Annotated in this window: 5 protein-coding genes (1 of these 5 only partly in view); 1 reads left to right on the forward strand and 4 read right to left on the reverse strand. The window is 62.2% G+C overall.

Going from position 1 to position 23,953, the window contains the following annotated elements; genetic code table 11:
- From FE851_RS08370 to FE851_RS08385, 4 genes are all read right to left on the reverse strand, one after another.
- Window positions 1-19,507, reverse strand: partial view of a putative Ig domain-containing protein gene (locus FE851_RS08370; protein WP_145201569.1) — the 5' portion only. 17,585 nt of this gene lie to the left of the window's left edge; the window shows 19,507 of its 37,092 coding nt (coding positions 1-19,507); it begins with the start codon at window positions 19,505-19,507; its stop codon lies beyond the left edge, outside the window.
- Between the two features lie 572 nt (window positions 19,508-20,079).
- Complete coding sequence (locus FE851_RS08375) at window positions 20,080-21,432, reverse strand: SPOR domain-containing protein (protein ID WP_145201572.1); 1,353 nt, start codon at window positions 21,430-21,432, stop codon at window positions 20,080-20,082.
- Window positions 21,433-21,451: 19 nt separating this feature from the next.
- Window positions 21,452-21,985 carry a hypothetical protein gene (locus FE851_RS08380; protein ID WP_145201575.1) on the reverse strand — a complete coding sequence of 178 codons (534 nt, stop codon included), beginning with the start codon at window positions 21,983-21,985 and terminating at the stop codon, window positions 21,452-21,454.
- 11 nt (window positions 21,986-21,996) lie between these two features.
- Window positions 21,997-22,716, reverse strand: coding sequence for a ParA family protein (locus FE851_RS08385; protein ID WP_026149730.1), 720 nt, complete (start codon window positions 22,714-22,716; stop codon window positions 21,997-21,999).
- 199 nt (window positions 22,717-22,915) lie between these two features.
- Here FE851_RS08385 and FE851_RS08390 point away from each other — a divergent pair, with 199 nt between their 5' ends.
- A complete protein-coding gene (locus FE851_RS08390) occupies window positions 22,916-23,953 on the forward strand; it encodes an SPOR domain-containing protein (protein ID WP_186378780.1) in 1,038 nt (345 codons plus the stop codon).

Genomic DNA, 23,953 nt, shown 5'->3' on the forward strand with positions numbered 1-23,953 from the left:
CCTCCCCTTCAAAGACCAGCATGCCGCTCGCGTCGGGCAACATCCGTTGCCAGATCTTGAAATCGCCGCCATTTTCAGCGGTGTAAAGCGTCACATGCTTGACGCCGGAACCGCCGACATCGTCCAGAACGCGCCAGTTTACCTCGAAATTGGCTGTCGTGCCCACGCGTTTGGCGGTGAGCGTGCTGGTCGGCGCGACGGCATCGACCATCTGGCTAAGGACAATGGTGTCTTCGGGCGCAAAGCCGTCCATCAGCACCCGTGCGGAGGCGGAAATGCGCTCGCCGGTCGCCACATCGTCGCCCGGCACCACCGTGTAACTGACAAAGCCCGCGCCCGTCCCGCTGGCATCATTGGGCGCCAGCAAACCGCGGGTCGCGTCCTGCAACACTTCGCCGGTCAGCGGGTCGATCGCCTGGATGAGCCAGCTCGCACTTGCCGGTTGCTGGAACAAGTCCAGCACCGCGCTGACCCGCAGGATGAAACCGCGCGTGGCGGTGAAATCAATCTCCGCATCGAAGCTGGTGCGGCCATCAGGCACGTCGATGGTGATGTCGCCAATCTTGATGTCGCCAAGCCGGAAGCTGCGCGGATCAAGATCGGGATCGAGCGTGGTGACGATCTGGACTTCATTGGTATAGCGCGCTGAACCAGCCGCATTTTCGAAAGCGACGGTATAGGGCAGTTCCGCCGCTCCCGGCAGCCAGCCCTGCGTGTCGAGCGTCTGCGGCCCGGTGATCGACGCCAGCCGGTTCACCTGCCCTTCGCTGGCGAAAAATCGCGAGAAATCCAGCTGGGCAAATTCCTGGCCGTCGACCGGCTCTGGCCCATTGATCTGGAAATCGGCGGGCAGCCCGGCACCGCGCTGGTCGAATGGCACCCATGGCACGAAAATCCGGAACGCCTCGAAATGCGTGGGCGTGGACAGGCCCAGATCATAGTCGGCCCGTTCCGGCAGCGCCGGCACCGGCACCTCGCCATCATATTTGTCACTATGGCGCGGGTCCATATATTCGATGGCGGCCATCAGCCCGTCTTCATGCCCGTAATAGGCGCGGACCTGATCGAAGAAGGTGAGCAGATCGCCAGTGGAGCGTACCGACGAGCCGCCGGGGCCGAACAAGATGCCCGATGCCAACGTGGTCATCAGGCTGACGATATGCTGTTTCGTCCGGATCGGCGGCACGTCCTGCTCGTCGCGCAACAGCCCGGCCTGTTCGAGCGCGGCGAGATACAGTTCCGTCCACTGCCCTTCATCGGCGGCAAGCGCCAGCAATGGCGCGGGGGCGTCATTCGCCTCCAGGATGGCGGTGCGCAAATCGCGCGCCTGCTTCGACTGGAATTCGACAAATTCGGCCCGCGTCATGGTCGTGGCGGCAGCGACGATATGGAAACGGAACGGGATGAACGGGATTTCATCCTTGCTCGGCACGGCGCTATTCTGCTGGTAAAGGCCGACAAAATCGAGCTGGTCGAGCGTGCTGCGCGCGGCAGGCATAATCTCGCTCACCTTGTCCTTCACCGCTTCCCACCATTCGCCCAGTCCGCCCTCTCCTCCATCGAGGAGCGGCGCGAGGTCGGGGAACTGGCTGTTCATCCTGTCCTGAAACGCGCTGAAGGCACGATCCGCCATTTCCTTGAGGCCAGGATAGGTGCGGACGTTGACGGTGAAGCCGCCAAAGCCGTCAGCGGGCTGATCGAAAAGGAAGCCCGATGTCAGCAATTGCCCGTTGGTATTGGTGATCGATTCCAGGTTGATGAAGGGCACGCTGGCGTTGTCGCTGCCCTCCGCACCCTCCGGAATACCCCGCACATTGGTGAAGAATTCGAGGAATTTGAGGCCATAGACATATTGGTTATAATTGAGTTCCGGCACGCCGACCTGGAAATAGGTATAGGGCGCGTCGAGGTTCGAGATATTCTTGAGCGCGATGGAATAGGTCGCCTGATCGCCCGCCAATATGACACGCGGCCCGCCCACGCCGATCGTGACTTCCGGTTCGATGCCCCGTTCGATGAGGAAGCGATAGGGTTCGACCGTCTGCGCCCCATCGGGATTGGTGACCTTCAGATCGTAAAGGCCGTGCGCCGCGCCCGTAAAATCGAAGGTCGCGATGATCGTGCTGCTGTCGATCACCTTCCAGGTCACCGGCTCGAATTCGGCAATGCCTGGCCGGGACAGTTTGAGGATCGCATTCTCGTGGAAGCGCGCGCCCTTGATCGTGGTCGTCACATAGCGGCTGTCGCCGCCGGTATCGGTCTCTATGCTGGTGATCACCATCGGCATCAGATCGGCGATCAGCCGTACCGTGCTGCCTTCGTCCGGGCCGCTATAGCCCCGCACCATCACATAATAGACGCCCGGCTCCGTATCCGGGACGATCGCGGTCAGTTCCTGAGCCAGTGGCCCGGTATAGGTCGCATCGAACAACGCCGATGTCGGTACATCGTCATGCCGCACGAACACTTCGTTGATCGCCCGCTCGTCATCGGAGGCTACGCGCAACCGCAGGGTCTGTTCTGCCGGCACGACGATACGGTAGAGCCGCTCCTGCCCAGGCTTCAGATTGACCGACAAGGGGATTCCGAGCGTCAGCGTCTCGATCGAGATGCTGGTGGCGTTGGGGGCGGCGGTGATGTTGTTCGCCTCACCCACATCCTCGAACAACTGGTTGCGCGCGTCGGCCCGCACGATGATGCGATAGTCGCCCGCCGCCGCACCGGGCAGCGTCGTATCCAGGCTCAGCGTATAGCTCTGGTCCGCCAGCAGGGAGCCTGCGAAATTGGCGCGTCCCAAAAACTTGTCGCCTACGTCCCAAGTCGCATCGCGCGAGAGATAGACGGCATCGCTCCAACTGCCCGACGCGGTCACTGTGCTCTTGTTCGTCACCGTCCAGCTGATCGTGACGGGATCGCCCGCCTGCTTATTGTCGGGCGCGACGATATCGGTGACCTGTATGTCGGTGGGCGGTGGCAACTCGATAACCATCGGCACGTCGCTGCCGCGGATATTGTTGCGCTCGTCGGCTTCAAACAGGCTGCCCGTGGCGTCATAGCGCGCCGGATCGGTCACGACGAAAACATAATAGGCTTCGGTGCCCAGGTCGCCCGGCACGACGAAATCCTTGACGACGGAATAGGTGCCGCCTGCGTCCAGCCCCCCTGTGTGGCGGATCGAGCCCAGGAAGCGATCCGATGTCAGGTCAAGAAACGGATCGCGGGAAAGATAGACAAGGTCGTCCCATTGCGGTTGCAGGGCCGGGGTCGCGCCGCCCGCATTGGTGACGCTATATTCCACGCGGAACGGCTGTCCACGGGTCGCGCGCAGGGGCACGCCGAGCGAGGCAACCTGAAGGTCTGGCGGGGTGTAGGGCGTGAGCGTGACCGGCTGGACGGTGAGGTTGTTGCCCTCCCCTGCATATTCCTTGACCTTGCCGTTGACCTGTCCGCGCACGCCGGACAAACGCGGCGACAGCGTGCTTTTGGCGTAGCCCGACTGCTCCAGGCCCGAATCCGCAGCCGCAATGACATTGAATTCGCCCTCCAGCTCGAACGGCAGGCTGACGGTGACCTTCGCAATATAGGATTCGCCGGGATTGAGTATGCCGACATGCGCGTTTTCGGCGCGGACGATGACGCCCGGCGACGCTTCCCGCGACATCAGCCAGTCACCTTCATCCAGCGAGGCGTCGAGCGACAGATAGACGCGGTCGACCCAGCTATCCTCGCGCGTCGCGCGGGTGCCGACATTTTCGACGCGGAAGCTGATTTCGACCGTGCCGCCCGCGGGCAGCGTGTCCGGCAGCGTCAGTTCGGTAACCTTGAGGTCCGCTTCGCGATAGACGACCGGGAACTGCGCCTGCTTAACCGTCCCGGCGGGCAGCTCGAATACGAAATTCCGGAAAGCTTGGTCCCTCAGCGAATCATTATCGCCCGACCGGACGATGTCGCTGGGCACCACGGGCCGCCTTGGCGTGTTGGTGAACACATAGACATAATATTCGCCGTCAACGCCCGGCGGCATGTCGAATTCCAGCGTGTTGGTGTAGCTCTGCCCCGTGCCCAGCCCTTCATTGGCCTGCGTGACCGATCCGACATAGGTTGCGCGGTTCTCGATGAATGTCGGGTCCTTCGACACCCACACCTGATCGGTCCAATATTGCGTGCCCGACCAGACCGGCGCGCCCTTATTCTCCACGGTATAGGTAACGCTTGTCCGCTCGCCGGAATAAGCGACGACGCCCGGCGCGGCAGGCACCACGCTGACCACTTGCAAGTCGGCCGGTGCGTTCGTCACGCTGGTGCTGGCGAATTTTGCGTTGTCGAGCGTGTTGGGATCGCCGCCCAGCAGCGATCTGACGATGACGTAGAGCCCGGCCGCGGCGGGATTGAGCTTGAACGTGGCGCTGTTGGTATAGCTCGCGCCCGGATCGAGGGGCGACAGATTGTCGAAACTGCCCAGACTGAATATGTTGCGTGCATTCTCCAGCAACGGCGCGTCGGCCAGATAAACCTGATCGGTCCAGCCAGTCGCCCTGGCGTCCCCGGTCGATCGCACTGTCCAACTGACGGTGAAGTCGTCGCCGCCCTTGGCCTCCGCCGGGGCGGTCACGTCCGTCACCGCAATGGCGCGCGTGCTGGACACCGGCGGGGTGCCGACGATCTGGATCGCGCGGGCGCGATAGTTGCTGCTCTGAATTTCGGCCGGATCGTCGGGATTGACGTTGATGGCCAGCGAATCCTCCAGCAGCGTCGCGTAGGGATCGACCCAGGGCATGATATAATAGGTGCCCGAAACCACGCTTGCCGGCAGGGTCACAGTCAGTTCGCGGTCATAGCCCTGTCCCACTTCCAGCGGGCCGCCGGTGTAGGTCAGGCTGGTGAGCAATATATCGCCAAGGCCGGGGTGCGGCCGGTTCTTGTCCTTCGTCAACCAGACCTGCTCGGTCCATTGACCCAGGTTGCTGGTGCCCGCGCCACGATTGGTCACGGTATAGCGCACCGGCACGCTATTGCCCTCGAACGCCTGGGCATTGGTGACAACATTGTCGACGACCAGATCGGCAAAGGGCACGGGTTCGACATAAATCTGCTGCGCGCGCACGTTGCTGGCAGTCGTGTCGTTCGGCCATTCGTCGATGGCGTTGCCGCTATCGGTCGCCACCAGCACGAACACATTGCCCCGGAACCGCAATGGCACGGTGAAGGTGGCGGAACTCGATTCATAGCTTTCCAGCGAACCGAGCGCGATCGGGTTGGCAAGGCGCGACACCAGAATGTCGTCGCCGCTGATCTTGTCGTCCAGCGACAACCAGACCTGATCGGTCCAGTTGCCATTGGCTTCCACCAGCCCCTGGTTGATGACGGTGAAATCGACCGACGCGGTCGCCCCTGCCGTCACCCGGTCAGGCGCGATGATTTCGCTGATCTGCAAATCGGGGCGCGGCAGCACCGATACCAGGATGGATTCGTCATCGACCGAGCGGTTGTTCGTTTCCGCCGTATGTTCATATACCGCGTCTGCGGCGTCGGTGACGACGATCACCTCGAACCGGTCGCTGGTCTTGGCGGGCAGGCGCATTTCCTCACGCCGCGTATAGCTGGTGCCCGCCGCCAGCGGGCCGGTATAGCTGTAGGTGCCGATCAGCGTGCCAGCGCCACTGTCGCCCGCCTTGCGCAGATAGACCCTGTCCACCCAACTCCCTTCGGCCGCGCTCAGCCCTTCATTCTTGACCGTCCAGCTAATGTCGACGACGCCGCCCTCGACGCCGTTTGTCGGCGCAGAGATGGCCGTGACGCGAAGATCGGGTGGCGGCGCCAGCGAGATGCTGATCGGGGCGGACGTGCCGCTATTGTTGCCGGTAAAGGCAAATTCATAGGGTGTGGCATTGGGTTTGTCGGAACCCGGCGCGATCACGACAATGCGATACTCTCCCGCTATCCCGTCAGGCAGCGTGAAATTGGCCGTGCGTTCGTAGCTGTCCCCTACCCCCAGGAAACCGAGATGGTTGACCGAGCCGAGCAGTACCCGGCCGCTGCCGTCGGTCCTTTCCAGATAGACGCTGTCGAACCATTCGCCCGTGTTGGTGAGGCCGATGCCCTGATTGCTTTCCTGCCATGTCACATCGATGGATGTGCCCGATTGCGCCACTGTGGGCGCAACGACGCTATCAATCTGCAAATCGGCCCAGGCGATCGGCGACACGTCGAAAAAGCCAGCCAGCGCGGTCCTGTTCGCATCCGCGCCATTTTCGAACACCGCATCCGTCGCGTCCGAACGGACGAACAGCGTATAGCGCCCGTAGAAACCGGCAGGCAGGATCAGGTCGAGATTGGCGTCATAGCTTTCGCCCACCGCCACGCTGCCCGAATGCACCAGTTCGCCCAGCAATATGTCATCAGCATCGCCGAATATGTCATCGCGCGACACATAGACGCGATCGGTCCAGCTATCGACCGTTCCCAGCCCCGTGCCGATATTGGTGACGGTCCAGCCGATGCTGACGCGCGCGGGATCATTGATCGTGCGGGCTGGCGCGGTGACGTTGCTGACGTCCAGGTCGGCATAGGGAGCGAGCGCGACGGTGAGCGCGACAGAGGCGCTGTTATTGGCTTCACCTGCGCTTGTTTCCGGCACGGCGGCGGCGCTGTCGCTCTGCACGATGATGCGATAATCGCCCGATGCGTCGATGGGCAGCCGAACGGTGAGCGCGCCGTCATAAACCTCGCCAACGCCAAGGCTAGATCCGCGCACGACTTCGCCCAGCTTGATGTCCCCGGCGCCGACCGTGCCGTCGCGCGAAAGCCAGAGGCTGTCGGTCCAGCCGCCGATGCTGGCCCCGGTGCCATCGTTGCGCACCTGCCATGTCACCGCAATGTCGCTGTTCGATTGCGGATTGACGCCGCCGGGCAGCGTGACGTTGAGCGGCACCAGATCGGGATGGGTCAGGACCAGCGCGTCCGAAGCGCCGTCATTGTCCGCCTCTATGCCGCCTTCAAACACTTGCTGGCCGACATCGGCGCGGACAAGGATGCTATAGGAGCCATCGGCCAGGTTTACCGGCAGTGTGACCGTCTGATGCACCTCATAGGCTTCACCGGGCGCAAGATCGAATGTGCGCGCGATGTTGGCCAGGGTCGTCGCGCCCGAAACAGTCGTGTCGTCATCCACATAGATGCGGTCGGTCCAGGGCGCACTCGCAGCCACCGTGCCGCTGTTGCGGACGATATAGCTGACCTCTACCGTTTCGCCCGGCCGCGCGCCTGCAGGCGCAGAGACGTTTTCGACGACCAGATTGCCTGACGGTGCGACAGCGAAGCGGACAGGCGTAGAAACGCCCGCATTGTCGCCTTCAAGCCCGTTTTCAAACACCATGCTTCCGGCGTCGGTGACCAGTATCAGGCGGTAATCGCCGCTGCGCCCGTCCTGCACGCGCGCCTGGACGGACACCGTATAGCTGTCGCCGATCGCCAGCCCCGCCTCGCGAGGCACTTCGGCCAGCAGCAGGTCGCCCGCATCGGCGACACCGTCAGCCGACAATAGCAGCCGGTCGACATGCCCGCCCGCAGCGGCAGCGTCGCCAGTGTTGCGCACGCGCCATGACACCGTGAAGGGATCGCCGCCGAGGACGGTGGCCGTCGGACCGGATATTGCCTCTGCCACCAGATTGGGCGCGCGGCTGGTAATCGCAACATTTGCGGGGCCACCGACATTGTCCGCCCGCGTATCGGGTTCGACGATGTCCTGCGCGGCATCGGCCACGACATAGATGCGATAGTCGCCGGAGTTGATGTTGGGCAGGGCCAGCGTGCCCGAACCATTATAGCTGCCACCCGCAGCCAGCCCGCCGGTCCTGGCGATATTGCCGAGTATGACATCGTCGGCGTTGCCGATGACGGCGTCGCTGCTCAATATCACCCGGTCCGACCAGTCGACGCCGTCCGCTATGGCCACGCCAGCGTTCGTCACGGTCCAGCTGACCGTGATGTTGCCCCCGCCCAGCCCATTGGCGGGCGCACTGACATTGCTGACGCGCAAATCCGCATATTGCCGTGCGGTGACGGCGATCGCGGCCTGCGCGCTGTTATTCCCCTCGGCAGCGACCCCGGCGGCGGCCTCGCGCACGCTGGTCTGCCCATTTGCGTTACTATCGGCAATGATGGTGACGCGGATGTCGCCGACTGCGCGTTGTCCTTCCGGCAACGTGAAACTGGCCGTACGGGCGCGGTTTTCCCCAGCCGCCAGAGCGCTAGTCGTGACGATCGTGCTGTTGAGCAGCGTTTCGCCAGTGGTCAGATTCTGCACCAGCAGGCGATTGTCGAACCCTGCGAGGGTGCCGACATTGCCCTGATTGCTTTCATCCCAAGTCAGCGTGATGACATCGCCCGATGCGGGCGCGCTGTTGGTGATCGCCAGATTGCGGATCTGAAGGTCGGGCGCGGAGGTGATCGTTACCGCTGCGCTGTTGTTGGTCTCACCCGTCGCCGCGGTGTTCGCTTCGGCCACCTGATCGAAAATATCGGTGACCACCGAAAATTCGAAAATGCCCTGACCCAATATGCCGGTGGGCCACACTATCTGCGTCGAGCGTTGCGCAGCCTCGTCCGCGCCCAGCGCTCCTGTGAAGGCCACGGTCGCGACCTGGACCTGCTGGCCGGTCATGACGTTGCGCACGAACAGCCGTTCGCTAAAGTCCGCCGTCGTCGCGCTATTGCCTGCGTTGGTCGTGGTCCAGTTGACCGTCACGGTATCGCCGGGTTTCCAGCCGCCAGCCGGGTCAGCAGAGACATCGGAAACGACGAGGTCGCGGAACGGGGCCAGTTGCGACGTGAACTCCAGCGTCGCGGCGTTGTTGGTTTCCGCCGTGCCAAGGATATTTTCTTCATTGATCGTGTTGGCGACGTCGTTCGTCACCGTCACGCCAATCCGGCCAACGCCGCGATTGCCCGTCGGCAATGTCAGCGTGGTCTGCCGCTGCCGTTCCCCTTCCGGACTGATCACCGTGCCGCTGTCATCCAACAGGATGTTGCCGATAATCTCGTTGGTATCCAGATTGCGCAGCAGCACCCGGTCCTGCCACGCTCCATCGGTCGGAAGCGTGCCCTGATTGCGGGTTTTCCAGCTGATGGTGATCTCGCTGCCGGAACTGATCGTGCCGCTGCTGCTGACCGCCAGGGCGATCGGGATCAGGTCGGGCGATGGACGCACTTCCAGCGAGGAAATGCGGATAGGCGCGATCAAGGTATTTTCGATCACGTTGAAACTATATGTCCCGACCGATGCCGCCTGTTGCACATAGCCTTCGATCAGCAGCGTGTAGGTGCCGCTGTCGGGAAGGACCAGCGTATCGACATCGTTCATGTCGCCGGCAAATAGCTGCCGACCATTGGGCGCGATCAGCCGCCAATGGGTGGATACGCCGGCATAGCTGAGCCTGTCGAAGTAGAAACGGTCGCCCGCTTCACCATCGAAGCGGTACATATCGGTTTCGGAACCGGGGCTGAGTGTTCCATTTACCGGAACGCCGGGCGTGATGGGCAGCGCATCGGCAAGCTTTTGCAACCGGATGGAATAGTCCCGGTCCGCCGTCGTGTTGCTTTCGATCCGCAGGACATGATCGCCCGCTGGCAAACGATAAACCACCTGCGCGTTGGATCGGTCGTAACTGTCCGTCTGGGTGAAGGGCAGCGCAGCAAAATCACCAGCCGGGCCGGTCAGCCGCCAGCTGACATCGCCAAGCGGTGCCAGCGCGTCGACATAGACCAGCGTTTCCTCGGTCAGGGTGAAAAGCAGGTCTTCCTTTTGACCAGGTTGATCGAGCGTCGAACTGATCGTCTCGCCCAGATCGATCGTGCGGCTCTTATGCACCACCTTGTCGACCTGGAACTGATAGTCGACCGGGCCGCCTTCACCGATCTGGCCTTCATAGGCGAGCGTATAGATTCCTGACTTTTCAAGCGTGATGAAGCCGGTATCGGTGCGGTAATTGGCGCTCATCGCGACCCGGCCATCGGGGTCGAACAGCCGCCACTGGCCCGATCCGGCACTGGCGATGAAATCAAAGAATATCTCGTCACCGACGGCGCCGGTGAACTTGTAGAGATTGCTGCTGTTGCCCGGCTCCAGTCGGCCCGTGGTCGGCGCGTTCAGCACCAGATCGCTCGCCAGCGCGGTATCGAGCAGGCGGAAAGCAAAATCGCCGGTCAGGTCATCATTGGCATCGACCGTGATCGTATAATCGCCCGGCTCGAAAAATATGACGCCTGGGGATGCGCTGGAATGGGCGTCGGAATTCTGGAAATTGCGCGACAGGATCGTGCCGGACGGACCCGCCAGCGTCCATCCGAACTGGGTCGTGTTAATCAGGCTGTCAAATATCAGATATTGCGGTTCGCTGACGCTGAAGCTGTAGCGCGCCTTGGCTCCCGGTGCCGCGATGGTGCCGTTTATGGTCTCACCGATCGTCAGCGGCGCAGTGCTGTCGACCATGTCGACCACACGGAAACTGAACGTCTGGGGCGCTGAGGTGCCGACGCGCCCTTCGATCAGCAGCGTATAGGTGCCGTCGAGCGGCGACACAGGCTCCTCAAGATCGCCGAGACGCCGCGTGTTGAACACCAGATTGCCCGCCGGGTCGATCAGCCGCCAGAAGGGATCGTTCGACCCGCTGATCAGGTCGAGGAACAGAGCTTGCCCGGCGGTGGCGTCGAACCGGTATATCGCGGTCAGATTGCCGGGTGTGAGGGTAAGATCCTGCGTTTCGTTGAGATTGATCGCCGTGCCATCTGCCAGCGACGCCAGGCGAAATGAATAGCTGCCGGTATTGGCGCCGGTCGCTGAAATGGCGACGCTATAGGTGCCCGGTGCGAGCGTCATGACCGGATTGCCGGAAAATTCGGCGGAATCGGTGCTGTTGAAACTACGCACGGCCGGTGTCTGTGTCGGGCCGCTAATCTGCCAGCGCAGCGCGCTGTTGTTTGTCAGCGCATCGAAAATGACGGCGGTTTCTTCCGTCAGGGTAAATTCGTAGCGCTCCACAGCGCCAGCTACGGCAATCGAGCCACTGACCGCGTCGTTGAGCGCAAGGGGCGTCATCGGCTGCGCCGCGGCGGTCATGGCGATAGCGAAATTGTCGAAATCCTGATCGGCTGTCGCACCGCCCTGGCTGGCGCCCAGTACCAGACGTCCCGCCTCCAACTCCATGCTGGGGACGAAGAAATCGGTGACGGCAGCGACGGTCGCCCCGCCCTGCGGCGTGAGTTCGATCGTCAGCAGCGATCCGCCATCGGTCCGTTCCACAAGGATACGCGCCCGCGCCCAATCGCCGCTGGCCAGCGTCAGGCCGGGATCGGCGATGTCGGTCAGCTTGACGCCGTTATAATGGATGGAAATATGATTGGCATTGACTTCGCCATTGCTCAGCGTGTCGAAACCAATGCCCAGCGCACCAGCCAGATTGGCCTCCGGCGTCACCAGCAGCCCCGGCCCGCCATTGCCATATTGGCTGACCGGCAGATAGAGCAGGCCAAAGCCGTCGGCATCGCTCGTCTGCCCAGCGCGGCGGGTCAGGCGGAAATCGAACCCGATGTCGACAGCGTCCTGCCGCCCGCTGCCCGTGGCGGAAAAGGCAATCGAATTCTGGCTGTTCACTTGCAGCGAGTCTGTCAGTCTGATGACGTTGTCCCCGCCGTCGGACAATATCTGCGCGGCCGCTCCACGATGATTGCCCAAGACATAGGGCAGGCCCGCAACGTCGAAATCCTGGCTGGTCTGGCCACCAGCAGGCAGGATGGTCGGCTGATTGTAGATGAAGCTGTAGCTGCCGTCCGTCGTGGCGGAACGCCGACCTTCCACCAGCAAGGTGTAGGTGCCGGCCATCGCCGCCGTCATCAGGTCCGTATCGTTCAGCCCCACGGGGCCGAAAATCACCTGCCCCATCGGGTCGATCAGCCGCCAGCTATTATTGCCGGAAGAATTGCTGATCACGTCGAAGCCGAAGCGCATGCCGGGCGTCGCGGTAAAGCGGAACATGTCCGTTTCCCGCCCATTCTGGCCGATCGTGCGATTGAATGTCCCGTCGGGCACCAACTCCTCGGCGGACGCAAGGTCGAGCAGGCGGAAACTATAGTCGCCCGTATTTTCGGCCGTCGCGTCGATCGTCAGCGTATAGCTGCCCGCGCCGAGGTTCAGGACGGGATTGCCGCCAAAATCAAACCCGTCGGAATCATGCACGTTGCGACTGTCGACTTCAACGCCATCGGGACCGCGCAAGGTCCAGTTGAATATGGTCGCGGTCGTCAGCGCGTCGAACACCAGCTTCGTCGCTTCGCTCAGCGTGAAGCTGTAGGCGTCGCTTTCGCCCACCGCGCCGATCGCCCCATCCACACGCGATCCGATGGTCAGCGTCGCCGTCTGCGTGGTGATGGGATAGACGCCAAATTGATAGTCAGCGACCGTCGCGGTATAGACGCGCCCCTCGATAAGCAGCGAATAGACGCCGCTAATGGCAAGCTCCTGCCCGTCAATATTGCCGATCGAATTCGGGCCGAACACTTCGTTGCCGAACGGATCGATCAGCCGCCAGCGCATGTCGTTATGCACTGTGCCGCCGTCGAAGAAGAATTTTTCACCCGCATTCGCAGCGAAGCGATAGATGTCCGTCTCGCTCGTCGGGGTGAGCGTTCCCGAAACCGGCGCACCGAGCGTAAGCGGCATGCCGAGCGAGAGATCGCGCAGGCGGAAATTATAATGGCCTGTCACGCTGCCGGTCGCGTCGATCTTCAGCGTATAATCGCCCGCGCCCAGCCGCAGGACGGGCGAGGCGGTGAAATCGGCGGAATCGGTATCGCTCAAGCGCCGGGCGCTCACAATTTCGCCTTGCGGGCCAGTCAGCGTCCAGTTGATGTCAGCCGAATTTGTCAGGCTGTCCAGCATGACAAGTGTTTCGGCCGTCAGGCTGAAGCTGTAGACGTCGCTTTCGCCCGGCTGCGCGATGCGGCCGGAAACGCCATTCGCGTTGGTGGTGCGCAACAGCGCGCCATCGCTCAATGCCGTACTCTCGAAATCCAGCGCATAGAGCAGGCCGCTGGTCCCCGACGCGGGCGGATTGGTCATGCCGGCGGCGACATCGGCTTCGCTGCGTGCAATATCCCATATGCGGAAGCTGTCGACCGCACCTTCCCACTGTCCGTAACTGGTCTCGACTTCCTCATACTGACCGATCAGCAGCGGTTCGCCCGCATCGGCATTGTTGTTGATCCTGATGGTTCCGGACGCCTGCTCCACACCGTTGACAAGGATCTTCATCGCGCCGCCGTCACGGTCGGCGACCAGCGCGATATGCGCCCATTCGCCTGCCGCGATCAGGCCGCCTCCGGTCTGGATCGATTGCACCCCGGATGCATCGCGCACCGCCGCCCAGACCGAGCCGTTGGCGTTGACCGCGATCCGATAGGGTGACGTGCCATGGGTTGATTTGGCGACCAGCGATGTCCAGCTGTTGGTGAAGCGATCCAGCTTGAACCAGCCTTCGACCGTCAGATTGCGGCTGGGCGACACTGCCGGACTGCTTGGCACTTCGACATAGTCGACCCCGCGCAGCGTCAGCGCATTGCCGCTCTTTCCGGTCTGAACCTGTGGCGCCTGGGGATTGGGTCCGTCCAGCGTAATCGCTACGGGCGGCGTGGCCGCGACCTTATATGCCGCGAAACGGAAATCGACCGGCCATTCGCGCCAGACCCGCGGTTCGACGATCAGCGTGTAGACGCCGCCAATCGCCAGTGCCCCGGTTTCGCGCGACGAAAAATCGACGGGGCCGAAAATCTGGCGACCATAAGGATCGATCAGCCGGTACGAGACCCGGCTGCTCGAATTGGTCAATTGCTGGACATCGAACAGTAGATTGTCGCCGGGATTGACGTCCAGGCGATAGGCATAGCTTTCCGAAGAGCCGCTGGCCGTCTGCGAAATCGCGTTATCGAACGGCATCAGCGGCGCCGTCGACAGGTTGAGCAAGCGGAAGGCAAAAGCGCCGGTCGCAGCCCCCGTACCGTCGACCACGATCGTATAGGTGCCCGGCTCGACGGTGAAAACGGGGTTGCTCCCGCCCAGTTCATAACTGTCGCCGTTGCGCAGATTTTTCGATATCGAAAAGCCACCCGGCCCGGTTACGGAAACGACCATCTGGTCATTGTCGTGCAGACTGTCGAACGCCATCATCGTGCGTTCGGCAACGGTGAAAGTGTAGGTCCGCTTGTCGCCCGGCGTGTCCAGACGCCCTTCCACCACGCCCTTCACATTGGCAAGGTCGCGCAGAACCGGGATCGCCGCGCCATTGACGCTGTTCGTCACGGCGCCCGCGGTCACATTATCCAGCCCCAATCGCAGTACCAGACCTGCGCTGTCGGCGGGCGCGCCGGCATTCATGTTGTCGACGATCTGCGCTTCCGTGCGTCCCCCGCTCCAGACGCGCACTTCGTCGAGGCCGCCCTCGAACTTGCGGTAGGCTTCGTTATATTCGCTGGTGCCGCTGATGATCAAAGGCGTATCGGGCGAACCGTTCGACAGCGCCGTACTGACCGATCGGGATGCGGCCAGCACGCCGTTGACATAGATTTTCATCGTGCCGGTGCTGCGCTCCAGCACCGCGGCTACATGACTCCACTTGCCATAGGGAACCGCGTTGCTCGCAGTCTCCAGCGTGTCGTTCGCCGTACCCCGCATCGTCGAGAAATGAATGAAGCCGCTGGAGTTGAACCACACGGAATAGTCGCGCTGTCCCGCCTCATTGGCCTTGTACACGATCGGCGACCATGTGTCCGCCTGTCGATCGGGATTGATCCAGAATTCGATCGTCACGTCCTGCCGCAGGTCGAGTGCAGGATCGACGATCTGGATCTGCTCATGGGCTGACAAGGCAAGGGCGTTGCCGACCTTGCCCGGCCGCGTCAGTGCTCCGTTGGTCGTGCCGTCAATGGCGATGGTCTGGGTCGGATTGGTCGGCTTTTGCAGGGTAAAGCCATAGCTCTGGCTGGCGCTGGCGTCCCAGACCCGTCCTTCCAGCAGGATCAGATAGCGTCCCGTCTTGGGCAGCACGATCTCGCGATTGTCCATGTTCGTCGGGCCGACGAATTGAAGCCCGTCCGGATCGATGATCCGCAAGGAGGCGTTGGGCTGGTTTTGCAGATTCTGGTAGAAAATCGTTTCGCCCGCCGTCCCCTCAAAACTGTAGAGATCGGTTTCGCGCAACGGCGTCAGGTCGGAACGAACCGGCTGGCCAAAGGTAAGTGCCGTTGCTGATGCGGTGTCGATCAGGCGAAATTCGGCGCTGCCCGTCTTTCCGGCATTGGCGGAAACATCCAGATTATAGTCACCCGCAGGAAGCGTGAAAATGCGCTCGCCGCCATTTTCGTAGGAATCGCTATTGTAAAAATTGCTGCCGACCAGGTTGAGACCAGCGCTTGAAATCGCCCATGAAATCTCGGAATCCGGCGTAAAGCTGTCGAAATAGAAGGATTTGGGCGCGGTCAGCGTAAACGTATAACGCTGTTTCTGCGTCGGCTTGGCGATCGTCGCAGTGGTCCGCTCGCCAAAATTGAGCGCAATGGGGGTCGGGTCCGCCTCGATCCGTGACAGTGCGAACTGATAATTGATCGTCGCGGCATTGTCCCACGGGCGCCCTTCGACCAGCAATGTATAGGTGCCGGTGCGCGGCATGGTGATGGCGGCATCACGGAAATCGATGGGGCCGTAAACGATCTGGCCAAAGGCATCGAGGATTTTGAGCGATCCACTGCCCGCCCCCTGGATGCCATCGAAAAAGACCTTTTCGCCCTCCGTCGCAGTGAAGCGATAGACATCTGTTTCCCGGCCCGGATCGAGCGTGCCGGACGTAGTGGAGCCATCGACCGCCAGCATTGTGCCGGCGGCGGCATCCAGCAGGCGGAACTTGTAGTCGCCCAGCGTCCCGCCGCCGGTTTCCACCTGCTGCGATCCCCGGACCACCAGTTCATAATCGCCCGGTTCGAGCAGCATCGGCGTGCGGTTCTGCTGTTCGTAGCTGTCGGAATAATAGAAACGGTTGCCAAGCGACGTTTTCGGCCCGTTGAGCGCCCATTCGAGATAGACCGATGGGCTGTAGCTGTCGAAAATCACCAGCTTCTGCGTATCGACGGTGAACTGATAGCGCTGGACATCGCCGGTCTTGGCGATCGTGCCTTCCACCATGTCGTTCAACGCCAGATCGACCGGCGCGGGATCAGCCGGGCGATTGAGGATGAAGGCATAGTCGTCGGACGCCCGGTTATCCCAAACCCGGCCCTCTACGACAAAATAATATGTGTCCGAAACCGGCAGGATGAGTTCGCGATAGTCGAAACTGGCCGGACCGAACAATTGACGGCCGTTGCTCGAAAAGATGCGCCAACTTGCATTGCTGGGATAGTCACGCACGTCGAGAATGATTTTCTCGCCAGCGCTCGCGGTAAAGCTGAAAATGTTCGTCGCGCGCGCGGGCGTGAGCGTGGACGCGGTGACGCTGCCATCTGCCGCCACAGGCGTCGCGTCTGCGAAATCGAGCAGGCGGAAACCATATGCCCCCGTGCTGCCCTGCACCCGGATCTGATAGTTGCCCGGCTGGGTCAGATCGATGAACGTATTGGCGCTATTCTCGAAACTGTCGGTGTAATAGAAAGCGCGATCCGGCGTGATGCGCCCGGACGGACCGAACAGCGCCCAACTCTTGTCCGTGGCGGGCGTCAGACTATCGAAATAGACCCGGGTGGGCCCCGCAATGGTAAAGCTGTGGAGATCGATTTCATCCGCCGCGCTCAACGTGTCGCTGACCGCCGCGCCAAGGGTGAAGACGGTGCCCGTTCCCCTGTCCGGCGGCGGCGTGTTGCCGGTGCTGCTGACCTTGAGCACATAGTCGACCGGCGCGCCTTCCCACACCCGTCCTTCGAGCATCAGGACATAGGTGCCGTCATAGTCAAGGCTAAGCGGAACCGAATCATTGAACTGGCGCGCGGATGTGACGAGACGGCCGAGCGGATCATATAGCCGCCAGTACGCATTAAGGTTGGTGCTGGATATCCGCTCGATCGTGATCGCGTCGCCCTCTTGCGCGGTGAACACGAACATGTCGGTCTCATTGCCCGGCTCCAGCCTGCCGCTGGTCTCTGCGCCAAGGGTCAGTGGCGTTGCGCTGGCAAGGGCCAGCAGCCGGAACTGATAATCGGCTGCAACATCGCCTGCGCCGTCGACGGTCAGCGTATAGGTGCCCGGCGTCAGGTTGAGCAGCAAATTGCTGTTGGTGTCGATTTCGGCGGAATCGGCATAATAAAAATTGCGATTGGTGATCTCCGCGCCAAACGGCCCGGTCAGCGACCAGCTCAATGCAGAGTTCGCCGTCAGCGAGTCAAAGGCCAGCTTCGTCGCTTCGCTCAGCGTGAATGTGAAGCGGTCGGCTTCGCCTGCATCGATCCGTCCGCTGGTCAGCGCGTTCAGCGTCAGAGCGCTCGTGTCGTCCGACACCTTGAGCAGTTCGGCGGTAAAGGCGGCGCTGCCCTGATTGTAGAGATAGCCTTCGATCGCGATCAGATATTCGCCCGTTTCCGGCAGTACGCCAAGGTCGATGTCGCCCAGTCCCGAACCGCTGAGCAGCAATGCTCCATTGGGGCGGTATATCCGTATATATTGATTGTTGCTCGCGCTCAGCAGGTTGAGGAAATAATGGTCATCCTTCACGCCGTCGAACCGAAACAGTTTTGTTTCGGTCCCCCGGCGCAGAACGCCACTGGCGACCAGAGCGCCCGGCGCAAGGTCGGCAGCGGTTTGCCCCGTCGCCTCGTCAAAACGCCAATAGCCCGCAAGGCCGCTTTCGCTGCCCGTTAGCGGGCGTTGGTAACCGCTGGCGATGTCGGCCGCGCTGCGCGCCATGCCCCACAGGCGTATATCGTCGATCTGCCCGTCGAACTGATAATTGCCGGTTGGCGCCGCACCGAAGTTGAGCGCATTGCCGCTGTGGTTGATGGCTGCGTCATAGGCCTTCTCGGCAACCAGCGCGCCATCGATATATAGTTGCAATTTTGTGCCGTCATAGACGCCGGCGACATGCTTCCATTGATCGGTCGAAAGAGATGCCTCGACAAAGCCGTCGTTCCAATTGTTGACGAAGAAGCGGACATTGCCGCCGACACGCATCAGCCCATAGCCATTGCTCCATCCGGTATCGTTCACCTTGCTGACGATACCCTGATAGAAGCCGCCGCCGCTGCGTGCGTTGACCCAAGCCTCGACCGTAATCGCAGCCGGGTTGAGCGCCGCATCGTTGGCGACTTCAAGCTCTCCAAGCGTCGCGACGTCCCAGCTGCGGTTGACCGTTCCGCCCTGCCCCGAATAGTCGAGCGGCGCGCCAGCCGCGTGGGCGATATTGGCCAGCGCACCGCCATCCTCGATCGTCGCGCCAAACTCATCCCCCGCGCTGATCGCCGTGGCAGTTGTCGAAAAATCGAGCAGGCGGAAGGCAAAATCCCCGGTCGCATCGCCATCGGCGAACACCGTCAACTCATAATGCCCCGCGACAAGATTGAGCAGCGGATCGCCATTGAAGGAATCCGAACTGTTCATGCTGCGGTTGTTGACCACCTGACCGCGCGGCCCGCTGAGCGACCATTTGAGGCTGTCGCGGCGTATCAGATTGTCGAACAGCAACTTACTGTCACTGGCGAGATCGAAATCGAACACCGTGCTGCTGCCCGCGGTAGCCAGGCGGCCCTGCGTCCGTTCATTGATCGTCAGCGCGGCGCTGGTCTGCGTGATCTTGCCGAAGGTGAAGGCGTAGCTGATGTCGTTGGTGGCAGAATTATAAACCCGCCCTTCAATCTCCATCATGTAGGTGCCGCTGCGGTTCAGCAGATAGGCGCCGGAATCATCGAAGGAATTTGGCCCCGTAACATATTCGCCATCGGGACCGATGAGCCGCCATGCCGTGGATTCGGCCGGATAGCTGTGCGCGTCGAAGAAGAAACTGTCCCCTGCCAGCGCGTCGAACTTGTAAAGCGCGGTTTCGTTCGCCTTATGCTGTCCGTTGACGACATCACCGGGCGTGAACGCATCGGCATTGGCGATATCAAGCAGACGGAAGGCATAATTGCCCGTCGCGTCGCCTCGCCCATCGATGCTGAGCGTATATTCGCCCGCTTGCAGGTCCAGGACGTTGCCGCCCGAAAAATCATAGGAATCCGACTGGGCCAGATTGCGGTTCGAAACGATGCTGCCCTTCTGGTCGGCCAACGCCCAGAACATGTTGTTGGTGGCAGTGAGCGAATCAAACACGACCTTCTTGGGTTCGGTCAGCGTGAACGCGAAGCGGTCGGTTTCGCCCGGCACCTCGATCGTGCCCATGACCGGTGGCACGTCCGCCGCCAGCAGCAAGCGCGGTTCCACCGCTTCGAAATGGAGCCGGTTCGCCAGACTGGAGGAGTTTCGCAAGGCTGTGCGGCGACGCATACGCCAATCACCGGGCAATCGATCCAAAGAGCGCCGCCCGCGGGCTAGCAATTCGCCCAGCTTGCGAAGTGCTTTTACGTCGTGCTCCATAGCCCCCCCAAAACGGCATCCAGACTGACAGAATCGTCTGTTGTCCTGCTTTGGGACAAGAGGGTCGAACATTCCCTCCGTTGAACCGGTCGGACCGTCGAACAGCGGAACCGGCAACGCGGACGACCGTTCATGTCACACCGGCACTTTGAACCGGGATGACTAGAACGTGAGCGACGCGACCCGCTTATTTCCGACTTTTTCGTATAAATCTGACCGCTGATTTGCGCGGCATAGTTATCTTCGAATCAACCTAACTAGTCTGTCAAACCTTGCAACTTATCGCAAGCTGATAACAGGTCGCCGCAACGCTCTTCAGCGACGCTGCGCGTTGGCCGTTTTGCGGCCCATCGGGCTGATGCAGTCTCCACTCAGCCTCGTTTCAGCCTGTCAGTCAATCGGGGTCGGTCGCAAACCCGCAAGAAAAAGCGCGCGAAGCCATGGCCTCGCGCGCTTCAAGGTTGCGCTATGGGAGAGGAAGTTTAGCGCGAAGCGAATTGGCGGCCCTTGGTCGCGATGGCCCAGCGCTGCGGCGTCGCGCCCGGCGCGCCTTCACGCACGAAACACTGGCCGTGCTGCGACTGAATGGTGCGGCAGGCGGTTACCGCGTCGGCCCGGCTGCCAAAGCCGCTGATGGCGAGGCGGTGGAAGGACTTGCCCTTGACCGTCGCCTGGCTGGTGAGGACCGGGAAAGCGGCCAGCGCGCTGCTGCGGCCAGCCATGTTCATCCATTTTTCCTTGGCGATCGCCGCCGTGTCATAGGCACCCAACTGGACGACCCAATTGCTGGCGCCAGCACTGACCGGCTTGATGAAGGCGACCTGCTGCATCCGCGCGGCTGGCTGCGTCGCGGACGCGACGGCGTTCTGCGCCTTGGCACGGGCCTTTGCGCCCACTGGCTTGGCCCGATGATCTTCGATGATGAAGTCGCGGGCCGCGACGCGGACAGGCGCGGGCTGGACGATCGGCGCGGCTTCGACGACAGGTGGAGCGGTCTCGACCATGGCGGTCTGCACCGGCGTTTCCGGTTGCTCTGCCAAGGGTGGCGCAACATCGGACGGCGCAGCGGCCATTTCGACTGGCGCTGGACCAGCGGGCGCGAGCGCGAGAGCGACTGGCTGGCCGGCATCGGCGGCATCAATCGTGACGCCCATCAGCGCGGCGACGCGCTGCGGCGCGAGCGAGGGTTCGGCAATCTGCGCCCAGTCGGAAATGCGCTTGTTCGCGGCCAATGGATCAAGGTCCATGCCCACGATCATGCGGGCATCCTTCCAGCGGCCAGCCAGCGCATAGGCATAGGCCAGATTCTGGCGGGTCCGGGCAGTGGCGGACGGGTCGTGAATGGCTTCGGACAGGACACGGACGCCTTCGGGCGCATCGCCAGCCATGGCCATCGCCAGACCATAATCGCCCGCAGGCACCGTATCGGCATGGGCCAGCAACAGGCTGCGCGCGCTATCGGCGCGACCCTGCGCGACCTGCACCAGCGCCAGGCTGACGATCGTGCGCGCATCGTTGTCACCCAGCGTCATTGCGTCGGTCAGCGCGGCTTCGGCGGATGCGAAACGTCCGGCCAGCACATAGGCGCGGCCCAAAATCTGCCGATAGGCGGCGTTTTGCGGCGCGAACTGCACCGCGGCCTCTGCCGCCGCGATCGCCTTGTCACCGTTGCGATCGGCCAGCGCCTTTTCGGCGGCGATGGCGAGCTTTGCCGGATTGCCCTTTTGCTGGACAGCCGATGCAGAAGGACGGAAAGCCGCCCCGGTGCAGCCAACCATCGTCGTGGCGACCAGCAACGATGAAATCGCCGCCTTTGCAAATGTGTTGCGCTTCATAGTCCTACCCACCCTTCTTTCACTGGTTGCCGCGCATATGCGGCAACTGCTGTGTCAGCCGGTCAATTTCCGGCAGGTCGTTGAGAAAATTGTCGAGAGATTCAGTAATGATCTGCTGTGCCGAGCGGCCAGTGATGGCGCAGGCGAGCCGCAGTTTGAGATGACGATCCGCGTCGATACGCAACGTGAAGGCCGCTTTGCGGCTGGCCTTGGCTTTCGCGCTTGCATCGGCCGCCGCTTTGCGCGGCGCAGGCTTGCCCGCCAAACGTTCGACCAGCTCCTCGCGCTCGATGACGACGGGCGGGACCGGGGCTGAAACGGGGAGCGCTGCAGGCATCGGCGTCAGGCCGATCGCAACCGGCGGCTCATCCGTCGGCAACGGCGCTGGTTCGACGTCGAACCCCATGTCATTCCAGCCCAGATCATCCTGCTGAAGGGTAGCGCCAGCCGAGCGGCCAAAGCCGAGCATCGGGCGGCGCATGGCAGGCTGGGCCGCGCCCTTGCGGGCGAGCAGACCGGAGGTGAGCGATGCGAGAGGTCTGGGTTCACCCATGATGCGTCCCCTTACTGGCCGATCACGCGGCGACCGAAGCCCCCGCCGACCGGACGGCTTGCGACGGTACCGACGCTGCCCTGGGGCACGGAAAAGACCGTGCGGCGGAAATTCTTTTCAAGCCGGTCGGAGATATAGGACCATAGCGCCACGACCTCCGCCGCAGACCGTCCCTTGGGGTCCACTTCCATCACGGTGCGACCGTCGATCATGGATGCCGCGAAATCGGTGCGGTGATGCAGGGTGATGGGGGCAACGGTGCCATGCTGCGACAGGGCAACGGCGGCTTCCGACGTGATCCGCGCCTTGGGCGTTGCGCCGTTCACGACAAAGATCAGCGGCTTGCCCGCACGCTCGCACAGATCGACCGTTGCGCCGACGGCGCGCAGGTCATGGGGGCTGGGACGGGTCGGCACGACGATCAGTTCGGCGACGGAAATGACGCTCTGGATTGCCATGGTGATGGCGGGCGGCGTGTCGATGACGGCGAGCTTGAAACCCTGCTGCCGCAGGATTTCCAGGTCGGCAGCCAGTCGCGCCACGGTCGTCTGGGCAAAAGCGGGAAATTCGGCTTCGCGCTCATTCCACCAATCGGCCAGCGATCCTTGCGGATCAATGTCGATCAGCACGACTGGACCCGCACCGGCGTTCTGCGCCTGCACGGCCAGATGGCCAGACAGGGTGGTCTTGCCCGATCCGCCCTTCTGCGATGCCAAAGCCAAAATCCGCACGCAAATCCCCCCAGAAATCGAGTTCCGTTCAGGATTTGCCATGACCGCGCCTAAAATTCGGTTAATGGGCGAGGAAGTTTGATTGACGAAAGGTCAACAGGGTTAAGGTCGTTTCAGGCATGAGGAGCCTGTGATAATCAGACATTAACCTTGTTTCATCATAGCCGCTGCAAATCTATTGGCGCAGGAGCATGTGCATATGAAGCGTATATGGGGAACTGTCGCTGTCGGCGCCATGATCGGCATCGCGGCACCAGCCATGGCCGATGTGAAAACCGGCGTCGATGCCTGGCAGCAGGGCGACTATGCCAAGGCGATCGGCGAATGGCGGCCACTCGCTCAAAATGGTGATCCTGACGCGCAGTTCAATCTGGGCCAGGCCTATAAGCTGGGTCGCGGCGTGCAGCCGGATCTCAACGCCGCGATGGACTGGTATCGCAAGGCTGCGGCGCAGGGGCATTTGCGGGCGGAGGATAATCTGGGCCTGCTGATGTTCCAGCAGGGCGACCGTGCAGGGGCGATGCCTTACCTCCAGCGGGCCTCCACGCGGGGCGAACCGCGCGCGCAATATATTGTCGGCACGGCGCTGTTCAACGGCGATCTGATCGGCAAGGACTGGGTACGCGCCTATGCGCTGATGACCCGCGCCTCCACGTCCGGACTGGCGCAGGCGACCACCAGCCTAGAGCAGATGGACAAGTTCATCCCGGAAGATCAGCGCAAGCAGGGTCTGGCTCTGGCAGCGACGCTGGAACAGTCCGAAAAGGGCGGCGCGCTGGCGTCGGCCAGCCCCGCCCCGCCCCGGCCCACGCCATCCGGCATACGCAAGACCGATTTGCCGCCATCGACCGTCGCCCAACCCGTCGCACAGCCCGTCGTCACCCCGCCAGCGCCCAAGCCGGCCCCGGTTACGCCCAAGCCTGCGCCGCAGATCGCCGTTGCCAAGCCCAAGCCGACACCGCCGGCACCCCGTCCCGCCAACCCGGTCCCTGCGCCCGCCGCATCGGGCGGCTGGCGCGTGCAACTGGGTGCGTTCAGCGAAGACGGGCGCGCTCGTGCTTTGTGGGGCCAGTTGACGGGCAAGGTCAGCGGCCTGTCGGCCTATCAGCCCTATCTGGTCAAGGCTGGCGCGGTGACACGGCTGCAAGCCGGGCCGGTTGCCAGCAGCAATGACGCCAGCCGCCTGTGCAGCCGGATAAAGGCGGCAGGCGCAGACTGTATTCCCAAGAAGATGTGA

The organism is Sphingobium sp. B2 (assembly GCF_007693735.1).
GTDB lineage: Bacteria > Pseudomonadota > Alphaproteobacteria > Sphingomonadales > Sphingomonadaceae > Sphingobium > Sphingobium xenophagum.